Origin of the sequence: Cyanobium sp. Cruz-8D1, from assembly GCF_024345975.1 — a bacterium.
GTDB lineage: Bacteria > Cyanobacteriota > Cyanobacteriia > PCC-6307 > Cyanobiaceae > Cyanobium.
The window spans coordinates 23,621-40,466 of record NZ_JAGQCD010000008.1 but is presented as its reverse complement, the minus strand read 5'-3'; the positions used below and the strand labels follow the sequence as shown (position 1 = coordinate 40,466).

Here is a 16,846-nt window from a genome sequence, read left to right as displayed (position 1 = left end):
GTGGGTGCCGAGGAGCCGTCGGCGATTTCCCTGCAGAAATCAGCCCTCCTGAACAAGCGCACCGGCGCTCCACCCAACCCCATCCCTTTGCATTGCAGGTCTGACACCGCTGCACGGGGCATCGCTGCTGCACCGGCCCTCAAGCGCCAGGAAGCGCGCTAAGGGTTGGGCCTAGAACCTGACGCCCCCGATGCCGCCTGTGCCCGCACCAGCCCACGCCCTGCCAGCGGCTGATGTGCTGACGGCCCTGCAGAGCGATGCCATGAGCGGCCTGAGCGAGGCGGAAGCCAAGCGCCGGCTCCATGCCCATGGCACCAACACCCTCACCATCCGAGGCGGCAAGCCTGGCTGGCTGAAGTTTCTGCTCCAGTTCAACAATCCCCTGTTGATCACCTTGCTGGTGGTGGGGGCCGTGAAGGCGCTGCTGGGTCACCCCCGCGATGCCCTGGTGATCTGGAGCGTCACGGTGATCAATGCCGTGATCGGCTTCGTGCAGGAGAGCAAGGCCGAGAACGCCATCGCCGCCCTGGCGCGGTCGGTGCGCACCGAGGTGGAGGTGGTGCGCGGTGGCGTACGCCAGCGCCTGGCGTCGGAGCAATTGGTGCCGGGCGATCTGGTGCAGCTGGAGGCTGGGGCGCGGGTGCCGGCCGATCTGCGGTTGCTGGAAACGCGCCACCTGCAGACCGATGAATCGGCCCTCACCGGGGAATCGCTGCCGGTGCATAAGGGCACAACCGCCGTGGAGGCGTCAGCCCCCCTGGCGGAGCGGATCGGCATGGCCTATGCGGGCAGTTACGTGACAACCGGTCAGGGCCTGGGGCTGGTGGTGGCCACGGGTGATGGCACCGAGGTGGGCACCATCTCCACCTCCCTGCAGGAGCAGGTGGATCTCACCACCCCGCTCACGCGCAAGTTCGGCCGCTTCAGTCGCAGCTTGCTGCAGGTGATCCTGGTGCTGGCCGGACTCACATTCCTGGTGGGGCTGGCGCGGGGGCGCGGCGCCGATGAGATGTTTGATGGGGCCGTGGCCCTGGCGGTGGGAGCGATCCCGGAAGAGTTGCCGGCGATCGTCACGATCACCCTGGCCATCGGCGTGAATCGCATGGCCAGGCGGCGGGCCATCATCCGCAAGCTGCCGGCCGTCGAAACCCTGGGCAGCACCACCGTCATCTGCTCCGACAAGACCGGCACCCTCACCCAGAACCGGATGACCGTGCAGCACCTCTACGGGGGCGGCCAATCGGTGGCGATCGAGGATCTCTGGCCTGGGAATGGCCTGTCCGGTCCATCGAATGCGGCCCTGCAGGAAACCCTGCTGGCGGGCCTGCTCTGCAACGACGCCCGACCCAGCAGCCGTGAGGGGATGGTGGGGGATCCCACCGAAACGGCCCTGCTGGTGGCGGCTGACGCGGCCGGGATCGACCGCCAGGACGCTCTGGATCGCCATCCACGCCGCGATGCCATTCCGTTTGCTTCGGAACAGCAGTTCATGGCCACCCTGCACGGCAGCGAGCGCATCCTGGTGAAAGGCTCGGTGGAGGCCGTGCTGGATCGCTGCAGCCGGCAGCTGGATTCCCTGGGCCAGCCCGAACCACTCGACCGAGAGGCCATCGAAGCGGCCGTAGGGGCGATGGCGGCCAGCGGGGAACGGGTGCTGGCCTTTGCCATTGGCCAGGCCGAGGCCTCCCAGCACCAGTTGGAGCACCACCATGTGGCCGCAGATCTGGATTTCCTCGGTCTGCAGGGGATGCTGGATCCACCGCGCCCCGAGGCGATCCGGGCCGTGGCGGCCTGCCAGGCGGCGGGCATCACGGTAAAGATGATCACCGGCGACCACCTGGAAACCGCCCGTGCCATCGCCCGCGAGATGGGCATCGGGCGCGCTCCGGTCGGCACCGGTGAGGAGCTGGCGGCGATCGATGGCCGCCAGCTGGCCGAACTGGGTCCGGATGGCATCGCCGCGTGCGTCGATCGGGTGGACGTGTTTGCCCGGGTGGCGCCAGCCCAGAAGTTGCAGCTGGTGCAGGCCCTCCAGGCCAATGGCGAGGTGGTGGCAATGACCGGCGACGGCGTCAACGACGCGCCCGCCCTCAAACAGGCCGACATCGGCATCGCCATGGGCGCCGGCGGCACCGAGGTGGCGCGCCAGGCCGCCGACATGCTGCTCACCGACGACAACTTCGCCACGATCGAAGCGGCGGTGGAAGAAGGCCGCACGGTCTACCTCAACCTGCGCAAGACCCTGGCCTTCGTGCTGCCGGTGAACGGCGGCGCCTCGATGACGATCCTGCTCGGGGCTGTGCTCGGCACCGCCCTACCGGTGACGGCTTTGCAGGTGCTCTGGCTCAACATGATTTGCTCGCTGACGATGTCGCTCGCCCTGGCGTTCGAACCTGTGGCCCCCTGGTTGATGCAGCAGCCACCCCGGCCGCCCCAGCAGCCCCTGCTCACCGGCGGCCTGATCCGCCGGTTGCTGGTGGTGTCGCTGTTCAACTGGATGGTGATCTTCGGGCTGTTCCTCTGGAGCACACAGCGCTACGGCGACCTGGCCCTGGCCCGCACCATGGCCGTGCAGGGTCTGGTGTTGGCCCATCTGGTCTATCTGGTGAGCATCAGCCAGTTGCGCACAGCTCTGCTGGCCCTGCCGCGGCTGGGCTGGCGTGCCTTCACCCAGGCACCGGCGGTGCTGCTCGGCATCGCTGGCACGGTGACGGTGCAATGGATCTTCAGCCAGAGCACGGTGATGCATCGCTTCTTCGGCACCGCCCCGCTCAACCTGGAGCAGCTGGGAATCTGCGCCTTGCCGATGCTGCTGGTGCTGCCCGTGGCCTGGTTGGGGGAGCGGCTGGATCCCACCGATGGCAGAGTTCAGACGCCCTGAAAGGTGCTCCCACCGGCCTCAACATCCGGCCAAGACAATAAAAAACCCCCGGTAGTGACCGGGGGTCTGGAGGTCCCTCGAAGATTCGAGAAGGGGCGTCGACGGTGTTCGGAAGCCGGAGGCTCAGCCGAACTTGCCTGACGTGGACGCGATCAGGAAGGCCGCGTACGTGAGGATGTAGCCGATCGTGAAGTGGGCGAGACCCACGACACGGGCCTGAACGATCGAGAGAGCGACGGGCTTGTCGCGCCAGCCCACCAGGTTGGCGAGGGGCGTGCGCTGATGCGCCCAGACGATGGTTTCGATCAGCTCCTGCCAGTAACCCCGCCAGGAGATCAGGAACATGAAGCCGGTGGCCCACACCAGGTGACCGAAGAGGAACATCCAGGCCCAGACGGCCAGGTTGTTGGATCCCATCGGGTTGTACCCGTTGATCAGCTGGGAGCTGTTGAGCCACAGGTAGTCGCGGAACCAGCCCATGAGATAGGTGCTGGATTCGTTGAACTGGGCCACGTTGCCCTGCCAGATGGCGAGGTGCTTCCAGTGCCAGTAGAAGGTGACCCAACCGACGGTGTTCAGGGCCCAGAAGACTGCCAGATAGAAGGCGTCCCAGGCCGAGATGTCGCAGGTGCCGCCACGGCCGGGGCCGTCGCAGGGGAAGGAATAGCCGAAGTCCTTTTTGTCGGGCATCAGCTTGGAACCCCGGGCATCCAGGGCACCCTTCACCAGGATCAGGGTCGTGGTGTGCAGACCCAGGGCGATGGCGTGGTGAACGAGGAAGTCACCAGGGCCGATCTGCAGGAACAGGGAGTTGTTGCCTGCATTGATGGCATCCATCCACCCAGGAAGATAGGCGGCACCAGATGTGCTGGCCAGACTTCCCGAATTGGCCAGCAGCACATCCATGCCATACATGGCTTTGCCACTGGCGGCCTGAACGAACTGGGCGAAGACAGGCTCGACCAGGATCTGCTTCTCGGGGGTACCGAAGGCCACCACCACGTCGTTGTGGACGTAGAGACCCAGGGTGTGGAAGCCGAGGAACAAAGAGACCCAGCTCAGGTGGCTGATGATGGCTTCCTTGTGCTCGAGCATCCGGGCAAGAACGTTGTTCTTGTTGGCTTCCGGGTCGTAGTCGCGGATGAAGAAGATCGCACCGTGGGCGAAGGCACCGCACATCAGGAAGATGGCGATGTACTGGTGGTGGGTGTAAAGGGCCGCCTGGGTGGTGTAGTCCTTGGCGATGAACGCATAGGACGGCAGCGCGTACATGTGCTGCGCCACCAGGCTGGTCGCGACTCCCAACGACGCCAGGGCCAGGCCCAGCTGGAAGTGGAGGGAGTTGTTGACGGTGTCGTAAAGGCCCTTGTGGCCTGCGCCTAGGGCTCCACCAAAGGGAGTGCCCTTCGGCGGATTGTGGGCTTCGAGGATCTCACGGATCGAATGGCCGATACCGAAATTGGTCCGGTACATGTGGCCGGCGATCACGAAGATGCAGCCGATGGCCAGGTGGTGGTGGGCAATGTCCGTGAGCCACAGCGCTTCGGTCTGGGGGTGGAAACCACCCAGGAAGGTGAGGATCGCGGTGCCGGCTCCCTCAGAGGTACCGAACAGCTGATTGGCTGTGTCGGGGTTCTGGGCATAGACCCCCCAGTTGCCGGTGAAGAACGGAGCCAGACCGGCGGGGTGGGGCGAGACCGAGAGGAAGTTGTCCCAGCCGACGTGCTGTCCCCTGGATTCGGGGATGGCGACGTGGACCAGGTGACCGGTCCAGGCGATGGAACTGAAGCCGAACAGCACAGCCAGGTGATGGTTGAGCCGCGATTCAGCGTTCTTGAACCAGGCCAGGGAAGGCAGGAACTTGGGCTGGAGGTGGAGCCAGCCGGCGAACAGGGCCCAGGCCGAAAGGATCAGCATGAAGATGGAACCCTGGTAGAGCTCCATGTTGGTCGTCATGCCGATCGTGTACCACCAGTGGTACAGACCGGAATAGGCGATGTTCACCGGGGAGGAAGCGCCCGCCTGGGTGAAGGCGTCGATGGCGCCCTGGCCGAAGTGGGGATCCCAGATCGCGTGAGCGATGGGACGTACATGCAGCGGATCGGCGACCCACTGCTCGAAGTTGCCCTGCCAGGCGATATGGAACAGGTTTCCCGAAACCCAGAGGCCGATGATCGCCAGGTGACCGAAGTGGGTGGAGAACAGCTTTTGGTAAAGCCGCTCCTCCGTCATTCCGTCATGGCTCTCGAAGTCGTGAGCCGTGGCGATGCCGTACCAGATACGACGGGTTGTCGGGTCCTGTGCCAGACCCCGGCTGAACGAAGGAAATTTCGTTGCCATTGGGAAAGGTCAGGTGGAGGTCAGCCGACCGCGATGAGTCGGGACAGGAAGAAGGCCCAGGTGGTCGCAATACCGCCCAGGAGATAGTGGGCGACACCGACGGCACGGCCTTGGGTGATGGAAAGCGCCCGCGGTTGGATGGCGGGAGCCACCTTCAGCTTGTTGTGAGCCCAGACGATGGACTCGATCAGTTCCTGCCAGTAGCCGCGGCCACTGAAGAGGAACATGAGGCTGAAGGCCCAGACGAAGTGGGCACCCAGGAACATCAGACCGTAGGCACTGGAGGACGAGCCGTAGCTGTTGATCACCTGGGCGGCCTGGGCCCAGAGGAAGTCCCGCAGCCAACCGTTGATGGTGATGGCGCCCTGGGCGAAGTTGCCATTGGTGATGTGCTGGACGGTGCCGTCGGCATTGACGGTGCCCCACACGTCGCTCTGCATCTTCCAGCTGAAGTGGAAAATGACGATCGACAGGGAGTTGTACATCCAGAACAGGCCGAGGAACACGTGGTCCCAGGCCGACACCTGACAGGTACCGCCACGGCCGGGGCCGTCGCAGGGGAAGCGGAAGCCCAGATTCGCCTTGTCGGGGACGAGGCGGGAGCTACGCGCGTAGAGCACACCCTTCAGCAGGATCAGCACGGTGACGTGGATCGTGAAGGCGTGGATGTGGTGGACCATGAAGTCGGCCGTTCCCAGGGGGATCGGCGCGGCGGCCACCTTGCCGCCAACGGCCACGACGGCGCCGTTGAACACTTCGCTCACACCGGCCAGCGCATTGGGAGCGGTGGTGCCGGCAGCAGCGGCGTGCAGACCCTGAATCCATTGCGCGAAGACGGGCTTCAGCTGGATCGCCGTGTCGCTGAACATGTCCTGGGGACGACCCAGGGCACTCATGGTGTCGTTGTGGATGTAGAGGCCGAAGCTGTGGAAGCCCAGGAAAATGCACACCCAGTTGAGGTGGCTGATCAGAGCATCACGGGCTTTCAGCACCCGATCCAACACGTTGTCGATGTTCTTGGCCGGGTCGTAGTCGCGGATGAGTGCGATGGCCGAGTGGGCACCGGCTCCGACGATCAGGAAGCCGCCGATCCACATGTGGTGGGTGAACAGCGACAGCTGGGTCGGGTAGTCGATCCCGATGTAGGGATACGGCGGCATCGCATACATGTGGTGCGCCACGATGATCGTGAGCGAACCAAACAGCGCCAGGTTCAGACCCAGCTGGGCGTGCCAGGAGGTGGTCAGGAATTCGTACAGCCCATCGTGACCTTTGGGCGCAGGGAACAGCAGGGGATCGCCCTTCTGGCCCTCGAGAATTTCCTTGATGCTGTGACCGATGCCCCAGTTGGTGCGGTACATGTGGCCAGCCACGATGAACAGCACCGCGATCGCCAGGTGGTGATGCGCGATGTCGGTCATCCAGAGGCTGCCGGTCACAGGATTCAGACCACCCTTGAAGGTGAGGAAATCGCTGTAGGCGGCCCAGTTGCCAGTGAAGAAGGCGGAGATCCCCGCGCCGAAGCCGGGGAACAACTGGGTCAGCAGATCCTGGTTGAGAAACTCGTGGGGGAGCGGGATGTCGGCCACCGAAGCGATGGTCTTGCCGTTCAACACCAGCGGGTTGCCGGCGTCGATGGCGTCCATCAACTGGGTGGTGGGCAGCGACACGTGCAGCAGGTGACCTGTCCAGGACAGGGACCCGAGCCCGAGCAGGCCGGCCAGGTGGTGGTTGAGCATGGACTCAACGTTCTGGAACCACTCCAGCTTCGGCGCTGCCTTGTGGTAGTGGAAGACACCGGCGTTGAGCATGAGGCCGGCCATCACCAGGGCACCGATGGCGGTGCAGAGGAGCTGGAACTCGTTGGTGAAACCCCAGGCTCTCCACACGTGGAAGAGGCCCGAGGTGATCTGAATGCCGTGGAAGCCGGCACCCACATCGCCATTGAGAATTTCCTGGCCGAAGATCGGCCAGACCACCTGAGCACTGGGCTTGACGTGCAGGGGGTCGGCCAGCCAGCCGGTGTAGTTGGAGAAGCGGGCTCCGTGATAGAAGGCGCCGCTCAGCCAGATGAAGATGACGGCCAGGTGGCCGAAGTGAGCGCTGAAGATCTTCCGGGAGACCTCTTCAAGATCGCTCGTGTGGCTGTCGAAATCGTGAGCGTTGGCGTGGAGGTTCCAAATCCAGGTGGTGGTTTTGGGACCTTTGGCGAGGGTGCGATCGAAGTGCCCGGGCTTGCCGAGAACATCGAAGTCGACGGGAACGGGGTTCCGGTCAACCATGTCCTTCGCCTTGTTCCCACGCTCTGGTGGGCTGATGGTCATCGAGACGTTCCTCGAGGGACGGGGTCGAGGTGGAGGTCCACCCCTTCGACGGACGCCGGGGAGAGGTCATGGGACCGTCCCGGGCCCATCGGTGGGCCCCACGGCCGGGGAGACCCGACCATGGGCACCAGTCGTGAGGTGGGGGAAATCCCTTGCCACGACTGGGGCTTTGGGCCCCGAAAGGGGACCGCTGGCGGAAGTATAGGGGTCGAAAACAAGGCGAATCGGCCGCCAGTTACAAAGGTTTAATCCCGGCGGTTCCAAGGCTGCGACAGCGGTCTGACGGCATGTTGTCAACAACGTAACAATCAGAAATAACGCAGGGTTTCTATAGCCTGCTGCTGCATTTTTCGGCCATTTCGACAGCCGATCAGCCCGCTTCAGGCCCCGAAGCAGAATGGCGCCACGCATGAGGGAGCCCGCGTGAGCGACAGGGATGGGAGGCCAGGAGCCGCAGGGCGAAAGGCTGGCAGGGCGTCCTTCTGGGCCGCCCTGCTGACGGGCTTCCTACTCACGGGGGTCCTGCTGCTGGTGCTCAGCCTGGCGCCACCGGCCGCTCTCGCTTTCTCCCTGCCGGGCCGCCGGCCGCCCTCGCCGGCGGCACCACCCCTGGCGCAGGGGCGTTCCAGCCAGCAGGAAGTGGCGCCCCCCCTGGCGGTGCAGCAGCTGCAGAAAGCCCTGGAGGGGAGGCGGCCCCGGCTGGAGATCCTCTCCCCCGCCGACGGCGCCCTGCTGCAGGCGGGCCCCTGGACCCTGCGGCTGCAGGTGGAGGACTGGCCCCTGGTGGACGCCGGCCCCCTCGGCCTCGGCCCCCACGTGGTGGTGCAACTGGATGGGGATCCCCCCCTGCCGCTGACCGGCACCACCACCACCATGCGGCCGCTGGAACCGGGCAGCCATCGGCTCACCGTCTATGCCGCCAGGCCCTGGGGCGAGGCGGTGAAAAGCCCCGGGGCCCACCGCCAGATCCGGCTGCACCGGGTCGCGGCCAACCCCTTGAGCCAACCCACCCCGGGCAGCCCCCAGCTGATCGCCGTCAGCCCCTGGGGAACGGCAGCCCGCACACCCCTGCTGCTCGACTGGCTGCTGCTGGAGGCCCCGCTGCAGAACCTGCGCAGCGGCGATGCCAGCTGGCGGCTGCGGGTCAGCCTCAATGGCGACAGCTTCCTGGTGGACCAACAACTACCCCTCTGGCTGGAGGGCTGGCGTGCCGGCAGCAATGCGATCCAGCTCGACCTGCTCGATGGCCTGGGCGAACCCCTCAACCCACCGTTCAACAGCCTCGTGACGGAAGTGACCCTGCAGCCCGGCGCCGAAGCACCCCGCTGGCAGGGGGGGCGCCTGGATCCCGCCGAGCTGGCCATCTTGCTGGGCGAGGCCCCGCCGCCTGCCGCGTCGGAACCGGATCCGGAGCCCATGCCCGAAGAACAGCCAGCAACGGCGGAGGACTCTGCCCCTGAACTGGAGACCGAGGCCCTGATGGGAGCTGAACCAGGCCCTGAAACCAAGCTGGGATCGGAGGACCAGGCAGGGGGCGAGAACCTGGCGGAGTTCGAGGCTGCGACAGCGGACCTTCCAGACCCAACGGAGCCCCCCACCACGACTGAGCTGGCCGAGCCCACCCTGGATGGGAGCGTGGCACCGTGAGCGGCACCCATCGCCACATCGTCGGCCTCGGCTTCGGTCCAACGGCCACACCGATGCTGCAACAACTGACGCAGGCCGGCCTGCTGCGAACGGTGCGGGGCCCGGAGGACGCGGCGGCGGCCACCTGGCTGGCGGAGCATTGGGGGGCGGCCGAAGCGGTGGTGGCCGTCGGGGCCTGCGGCCTGGTCACCCGGCTGATCGCCCCCCTGATCAGCGACAAGGCCAGTGATCCAGCCGTACTGGTGGTGGATCCGCTGGGCAGATTCGTGGTGCCGCTGCTGGGGGGCCATGCCGCCGGTGGCGATCAGCTCAGCCAGGAGATCGCCGCCCTGATCGGAGGCCAGGCCGTGCTCACCGGCTCCAGCGCCGCCCGGCGAGGCCTGCCCCTTGATGCCTTCGGCCAGGCCTGGGGCTGGCGACGGGGCGCAGGGGACTGGCGGAGCCTGATGGTGGAGGCGGCCCGCGGCAACCGGATCAGCCTGCGGCAGGAGAGCGGCAACAGCCTCTGGCAGACATTGGAGCCCGCCGACACCGCGGAGGCGACCGGACCAGCGGCCTTGGTGATCAGTCCCCACACCGGCGACGGCTGTCGCTGGCATCCCCCCGCCCTGTGGCTGGGCCTCGGCTGCGAACGGGACACCAGCCTGGCGGTGCTGGAACGGCTGGTGGCGGAGGGGCTGGCGCAGCAGGGGCTGGCCCCTGAGGCCGTGGCCGGCCTGGCCAGCATCGATCGCAAGGGGGATGAACCCGCCCTGCTGGCCCTGGCGCAGCAGCGGGGCTGGCCCCTGCGGCTCTTCGACGCCCCCACCCTGGCGGCGGTGACCGTCCCCCATCCCTCCGACGCGGTCGCCAGGGAGATGGGCACGGCGAGCGTGGCCGAGGCCGCAGCGCTGCAGGCGGCGGCTCTAGCGGGGGGACCGGCCCGCCTGCTGGTGGAGAAGCGGATCGAGCGCGCCGGGATCGGGGAGCGGGGTGCCGCCACCCTGGCGGTGGCCCTGGCCGGACGCCAGTGGGCCCCGCACCGGGGCAGCCTGCAATTGGTGGGCAGTGGTCCGGGTCCGATCGCTCTGCTCAGTGGCGAGGCCCGCCAGGCGTTGGCTGCCGCAACGGTGTGGGTGGGCTACGGGCTCTATCTCGACCTGCTCGAACCGATCAGGCGACCCGACCAGCTGCGCCGCGAGGGCCGCCTGACGGAGGAGACGGCCCGTTGCGCCGAGGCCCTCGACCTGGCCCGCCAGGGCCTCGACGTGGCGCTGATCTCCTCAGGAGACAGCGGTATCTACGGCATGGCGGGGCTGGCCCTCGAGCTCTGGCTGCAGCTGCCGGTCCTCGACCGTCCCGCTTTCACGGTGCACCCGGGGCTCTCGGCCCTGCAACTGGCCGCCGCCCGGGCCGGCGCGCCCTTGATGCACGATTTCTGCACCATCAGCCTCAGCGACAGGCTCACGCCCTGGGAGGTGATCGAACGACGGCTGCGGGGCGCCGCCAGCGGCGATTTCGTGGTGGCCCTCTACAACCCCCGTTCGCTCGGCAGGCCCTGGCAACTGGGCCGGGCCATCGAACTGCTGGGCGAGGGCCGGCCGGCCACCACGCCGGTACTGCTGGCGCGCCAGCTCGGGCGCACTGAAGAGGCGCTCAGCCTGCACACCCTGGGCACCATGCCGGCGGACCAGGTGGACATGCTCACCCTGGTGCTGGTCGGCAACAGCTCCACCCGTGTCCAGGACGGCCGCATGGTGACCCCCCGGGGCTACCCGGGAGCGGCTCTGGCCTGAGGGCCGGCGTGAAAAAAATCGGGATGACAGGATTCGAACCTGCGGCCCCTTCGTCCCGAACGAAGTGCGCTACCAAGCTGCGCCACATCCCGATCGCCAGACTTTAGGGGATGGAGCGCGGCAACAGCCCTGCCTACAGTCCGCCCAGCCCAGCGATCCCCGTGACCATCAGCGACCCCCGGCCCGCCCCTGCCAAGCCGCCCTGGTTGCGGGTCAAGGCGCCGCAGCGGGAACGGATCGGGGCGGTGGCGGACCTGCTGGTCGACCTCAAGCTCAACACGGTCTGCCAGGAGGCCAGCTGCCCGAACATCGGCGAGTGCTTCGCCGGCGGCACCGCCACCTTCCTGATCATGGGGCCGGGCTGCACCCGGGCCTGCCCCTACTGCGACATCGACTTTGACCGCAGCGTGCGAGCGCTGGATCCCACCGAGCCCGAGCGGCTGGGGGAGGCGGTGCGGCGCCTGGGCCTGAGCCATGTGGTGATCACCTCGGTCAACCGGGACGACCTGGCCGATGGCGGCGCCAGCCAGTTCGTCGCCTGCATCGAGGCCGTGCGCCGCAACGCGCCCCTGACCACGATCGAGGTGCTGCTGCCGGATCTTTGCGGCACCTGGGAGGCCCTGGCGGTGGTGATGGCGGCGGCGCCGGAGGTGCTCAACCACAACATCGAAACCGTGCCCAGGCTCTACCGGCAGGTCCGGCCCCAGGGGGTGTATGAACGTTCGCTGGAGCTGCTGCGCCGGGTGCGGGACGGCTGGCCGCGCACCTACACCAAATCAGGCCTGATGGTGGGCCTGGGGGAAAACGACAAGGAGGTGCAGGGGGTGATGGCCGACCTGCGCGCCCACGCCGTCGACATCGTCACGATCGGCCAGTACCTCTCCCCAGGCCCCAAACACCTGCCGGTGCAGCGCTTCGTGTCCCCCGAGAGGTTCGAAGCCTTCCGCCGCCACGGCGAAACCGACCTGGGCTTCCTGCAGGTGGTGAGCAGTCCGCTCACCAGAAGCAGCTACCACGCCGGCGAGGTGCGGCGCCTGATGCGCGAGCACCCCCGCTGAACACGACGACCTGACGCCGTTGCCGTCGGTCCGGGTCCGCTCAGGCCGCTACGGCTTCCCGTTGGGCCAGACCCACCGTGGCCTTCTCGCTCGGGGGGACCAGCACCTGGAAGCGGCCCTTCCAGGTGGTCCAGTCGGCGAGAATCGCCGAAGCCTTGGTGCTGCCAGTGGCCTGCAGATGGGCCTCCAGCAGGGGGCGCAGCAACCCTTCCTGCTCGGGGGTCGTGAGGGGCACCAACTCCACGGACTCGGGATTCAGGCGGACCGCCAGACCACCGGTCTCGTCGAGCAGGAAGGCCACCCCGCCGGTCATGCCAGCGGCCACATTGCGGCCGGTGCCGCCCAGCACCACCACCACGCCGCCGGTCATGTACTCACAGCAGTGGTCACCGACCCCCTCCACCACGGTGCGGGCGCCGCTGTTGCGCACGCCGAAGCGCTCGCCGGCGCGGCCGAGGGCGAACAGCTCGCCTCCCGTGGCGCCGTACAGGCAGGTGTTGCCCAGGATCACCTGGGCACCGGGATCGGTACCACCGGCCTGGGGCACCACGGTGATGCGGCCACCGTTGAGGCCCTTGCCCACGTAGTCATTGGCCTCCCCCACCAGGCGCAGGTCCATGCCCTGGAGCACGAAGGCGCCAAAGCTCTGCCCGGCCGCACCATGGAAGGTGAGGGCCAGCCCCCCCTGGAAGCCGGTATTGCCGTGCAGGGCCGCAATCTCGCCGCCCAGCCGGGCCCCCACGCTGCGGTCGGTGTTGACGATCGGCAGCTGGCGCACCACGTGGCCATGGGCGTCGATCGCGGCGCGCACCTCCGGATCGGCGAGCAAGGCGTCTTCGAGCACCGGGCCGTTGTCGTGGGCCACGTCGTCGTGGCGCAGCCAGGCGCGGTCGGCGGCCGCAGGGATCGGATCGAGCAGGCAGGAGAGGTCCAGGGCCCCGGTCTTGGTGAGGCTGATGGCGCGGGGCGCCAGCAGCTCGGTGCGGCCGATCAGGTCCTCGAGGCGGGCCACACCCAGCACGCTGAGCAGCTGGCGCACCTCCTCGGCCACGAAGAGGAAGAAGTTGACGACCTGCTCCGGCAGGCCGGTGAAGCGCTTGCGCAGGGCTTCCTTCTGGGTGGCAACCCCCACCGGGCAGTTATTGGTGTGGCAGACGCGGGCCATGATGCAGCCCTCGGCGATCATGGCCACGGAGCCGAAGCCATACTCCTCGGCCCCCAGCAGGGCGGCGATCAGCACGTCCCAGCCGCTCTTGAGGCCACCATCGGCCCGCAGCAGGACGCGATCCCGAAGGCCGTTCTCCAGCAGGCTGCGGTGCACCTCGGTGAGCCCCAGCTCCCAGGGACTGCCGGCGTGCTTGATCGAACTCAGCGGCGAGGCTCCGGTGCCGCCGTCGTGGCCGGAGATCTGGATCACATCGGCGTTGGCCTTGGCCACCCCGGCGGCGATCGTGCCGATGCCGATCTCGGCCACCAACTTCACCGAGACCCGGGCGGCGGGATTCACCTGGTGCAGGTCGTGGATCAGCTGGGCCAGATCCTCAATCGAATAGATGTCGTGGTGCGGCGGCGGTGAGATCAGGGGCACGCCCGCCTTGCTGTTGCGCAGCCAGGCGATGTAGGCGTCCACCTTGGGGCCGGGCAGCTGGCCACCTTCGCCGGGTTTGGCGCCCTGGGCCACCTTGATCTCCAGCTGCCGGCCGCTGCGCAGGTAGGCCGGGGTGACGCCGAAACGCCCCGAGGCGATCTGCTTGATGGCAGAGCAGGCGCTGTCACCGTTCTGCAGCCCGCGCAAAGTGGGGAGGGTGGGCGAATGGCCCTCGCCGTCGACATCGTGCAGGGGGTGGTAGCGGGCCGGGTCCTCGCCACCCTCGCCGCAGTTGCTCTTGCCGCCGATGCGGTTCATCGCCACCGCCAGCACCTCATGGGCCTCCCGCGAAAGGGCACCGAGGCTCATGCCACCGGTGCAGAAGCGGCTGCAGATGCTCTCGACACTCTCCACCTGGTCGATGGGCATCGGCACCGGGGCCGGCCTGAGCTCGAGCAGGTCCCGCAGGGCCGTCACCGGCCGGTTCTCGAGCAGCGTGCGGTAAGTGGAGAAATGGTCGTAGCCAGGGCCCGCGGCGACGGCGGCGTGCAGGGCCTTGGCCATCTCCGGGTTGTTGAGGTGAAACTCCCCGCCGGTGCGGTACTGCACGAAGCCCATGAACTCCAGCTTGGTGCGGTTCAGCTCCGGGTAGGCCTTGGCATGGAAGGCCAGGGTCTCGCTGGCCAGATCGCGCAGGCTCAGACCGGCGACCCGGCTGGTGGTGCCCGTGAAGGCCAGGTCGATCAGATCGGCACCGATGCCGATGGCCTCGAAGATCTGGGCGCCGTGGTAGCTGGCGAGCAGGGAGATGCCGATCTTGGAAAGGATCTTGCGCAACCCCTCCTCGAGGGCCTTGCGCACGTTGGCCTGGGCCTTGTCGGCGTCGAGGGAGGGCAGCTTGCCCCGTTCGATCATCGACTGCGTCCGCGGGTGGGCCAGCCAGTGGCGGGTGGTCTCCCAGGTGAGCCACGGACAGACCGCGCTGGCGCCGTAACCGATCAGGCAGGCGAGGTGATGGGTACTCCAGCACTGGGCGGTGTCGACCACCAGGGAGCACTGCAGGCGCAGGCCGAGCCGCAGCAGGTGGTGGTGCACGGCAGCCACCCCCAGCAGGGGAGGAATGGCGGAGGTGCCGGCGGAGAGGCCGCCAGCGGCGCGGTCGGAGAGCACCAGAATCTGGACGCCACTGCGCACGGCCGCCTCCGCCTCGAAGCAGAGGCGATGCAGGGCCTGCTCGAGTCCGTCGGGACCGTTGGCCACCGGCAGCAGCGTGGAGAGGGTGGTGATCCCGAGGCCGTGGGAGCCCAGCGCCTGGAGTTCGGCCTCGTTGAGCACCGGAGTGGTGAGGTGCAGCACGGCGGCGCCGGAGGCATCCGGCCGCAGGGCCGAGCCGCGGCGGCCGAGGTGCATCTCCAGGCTCATGACCAGCTTCTCGCGCAGCGGGTCGATGGGGGGGTTGGTGACCTGGGCGAAACGCTGCTTGAAGTAGTCGTAGAGGAGATGGGGCTTGGAAGAGAGCACCGCCAGAGGGATGTCGTCCCCCATGCAGTAGGTGGGCTCCTTGCCCTGGCCGGCCATGTCCTCGATCACCAGATCAAGGTCTTCGGCCGTGAAGCCGAAGGCGGTCTGCTGCTGCAGGAGCTCCAGGTCGCCCAGGGAGCGGTCCGTCTGCCAGGCACCGGGGGCGAGGCTGCGGCGATGGTCAAGCAGCCAGCCGGCGTAGGGAAGTCGCGCCGCGGTCTCCTCTTTCACATCCCAGTTGCGCAGCAGCCGATGCTGCTCCATATCCACCGCCAGCATCTGGCCGGGGCCAAGACGCCCCTTCTCGATGATGCGGGATTCCTCCAGCTCGACCACGCCGGTCTCCGAGCCCATCACCACGTAGCCGTCGTTGGTGATGCAGTAACGGGCCGGACGCAGACCGTTGCGATCGAGGGTGGCCCCCACCATGCGGCCATCGCTGAACACCAGCAACGCGGGGCCGTCCCAGGGCTCCTGCAGACAGGCGCTGTATTCGTAGAACGCCTTGATCGCCGGCCGCTCGTCGAGTTCGGGCTGGTCACGGAAGGCCTCCGGCACCAGGGTGAGCAGGCTGTCGGTGATCGGCCGGCCGCTGCGCACCATCAGCTCGAGGGTGGCGTCGAGGTTGGCAGAATCGCTGAAGGCGGCGTTGACCAGGGGCCGCAGGTCCCGGGCGGCATCGCCCCAGACGGCCTCAAGGTGGGATTCGGCGGCCCGGGCCCAGTTGATGTTGCCCAGCAGCGTGTTGATCTCGCCGTTGTGGCCCAGCAGCCGCATCGGCTGGGCCAGGGGCCAGCGGGGCAGGGTGTTGGTGCTGAAACGGCGGTGGTACACCGCAAAGGCCACCGTGAAGCGTTCGTCCCTGAGGTCGGCATAGAAGGCATCCAGCACCTCCGAACGCACCATGCCCTTGTAGACGACGGTGCGGCCGCTGATCGAAGCGAAGTAAAGGTCGGTGGTGTCGGCACCCCATACCTCCCTCACCCGGTCAACGGCGCGGCGCCGCAGGCGGAACAGCAGGGATTCGAGGGCATCCAGATCCGCCATGACGCCGGGCACGGCATCGGGGGCGGCCAGCAGCCACTGCTCGATGGCCGGGGCGTTCTCCCGGGCCAGGGGCCCGAGCACCTCGGAAACAACGGGGACCTTCCGCCAGCCAAGGCTCAGAAGGCCGAGGCGCTCGGCCTCCTCGTCACAGATCCGGCGGGCCAGGTCGCGCTGCTCCTCGTCCGCGGGCAGGAACAGCATTCCCAAACCGCGCACCGTCGCCGTGGAGGCGGCGGCTGCCGGCCAGACAGCCTCCAGGAAGCTCCAGGGGATCGCAGTGAGCAATCCGGCCCCGTCGCCGGAATCGCCATCGCCGCCACAGCCGCCTCGGTGCTCCACGCAGCGCAGGCCCCGCAGGGCCTGCTGAAGCACCCAGTGGTTGGCAACCCCATCGAGATGGGCCAGAAATCCCACGCCGCAAGCATCCGTCTCTCCAGGGCCTGGGGCCGAGCTGTCGCGATGGGGCCAGAGCGGAGCGGAGGGGGACATAGGCCGATGTGGTGCTGCTGAAACGGAGCTGGGATTGGCTTGAAAGCGACAAGCCTAAAGACGCCGGCAGGGAAAGCCTGCCGAGGAGCTGCCGTGTCACCCGTGCAGCAGCCGAGTCCGCAACGACAAGGCAAGCCACTGATCCTAGGCAGCCGCCCCTACCCCCCACAGCGGTG

Annotated in this window: 7 protein-coding genes and 1 tRNA gene; 4 read left to right on the top strand and 4 right to left on the bottom strand. The window is 67.6% G+C overall.

Annotation, left to right across the window (positions count from 1 at the left end; all coding sequences use genetic code 11):
* Window positions 1-190: 190 nt before the first annotated feature.
* A complete protein-coding gene (locus KBZ33_RS06905; protein ID WP_254951683.1) occupies window positions 191-2,881 on the top strand; it encodes an HAD-IC family P-type ATPase in 2,691 nt (896 codons plus the stop codon).
* Window positions 2,882-3,004: 123 nt separating this feature from the next.
* Here KBZ33_RS06905 and psaB read toward each other — a convergent pair whose 3' ends face one another.
* Window positions 3,005-5,221, bottom strand: a complete 2,217-nt coding sequence (psaB, locus tag KBZ33_RS06900; protein WP_254951681.1) for a photosystem I core protein PsaB — start codon at window positions 5,219-5,221, stop codon at window positions 3,005-3,007.
* Between the two features lie 20 nt (window positions 5,222-5,241).
* A complete protein-coding gene (gene psaA, locus KBZ33_RS06895) occupies window positions 5,242-7,545 on the bottom strand; it encodes a photosystem I core protein PsaA (protein ID WP_254951679.1) in 2,304 nt (767 codons plus the stop codon).
* A gap of 423 nt (window positions 7,546-7,968) precedes the next feature.
* Between psaA and KBZ33_RS06890 the strand changes: the two genes are divergently transcribed.
* Together KBZ33_RS06890 and cobJ are read left to right on the top strand one after the other, a co-directional pair.
* The gene (locus KBZ33_RS06890; protein ID WP_254951677.1) at window positions 7,969-9,192 is read left to right on the top strand and encodes a hypothetical protein; all 1,224 of its coding nucleotides are present in this window, start codon (window positions 7,969-7,971) and stop codon (window positions 9,190-9,192) included.
* Window positions 9,193-9,245: 53 nt separating this feature from the next.
* Window positions 9,246-10,967 (top strand): precorrin-3B C(17)-methyltransferase, encoded by a 1,722-nt coding sequence (gene cobJ, locus KBZ33_RS06885; protein ID WP_254951846.1) that lies wholly within the window; start codon window positions 9,246-9,248, stop codon window positions 10,965-10,967.
* An 18-nt stretch (window positions 10,968-10,985) separates the two neighbouring features.
* Here the strand turns inward: cobJ and KBZ33_RS06880 are convergent.
* Window positions 10,986-11,059 (bottom strand) — tRNA-Pro (locus tag KBZ33_RS06880).
* Window positions 11,060-11,122: 63 nt separating this feature from the next.
* Between KBZ33_RS06880 and lipA the strand changes: the two genes are divergently transcribed.
* A complete protein-coding gene (gene lipA, locus KBZ33_RS06875; protein ID WP_254951845.1) occupies window positions 11,123-12,025 on the top strand; it encodes a lipoyl synthase in 903 nt (300 codons plus the stop codon).
* Window positions 12,026-12,065: 40 nt separating this feature from the next.
* Here lipA and gltB read toward each other — a convergent pair whose 3' ends face one another.
* A complete protein-coding gene (gene gltB, locus KBZ33_RS06870) occupies window positions 12,066-16,670 on the bottom strand; it encodes a glutamate synthase large subunit (RefSeq protein ID WP_254951675.1) in 4,605 nt (1,534 codons plus the stop codon).
* Between the last annotated feature and the right edge of the window lie 176 nt (window positions 16,671-16,846).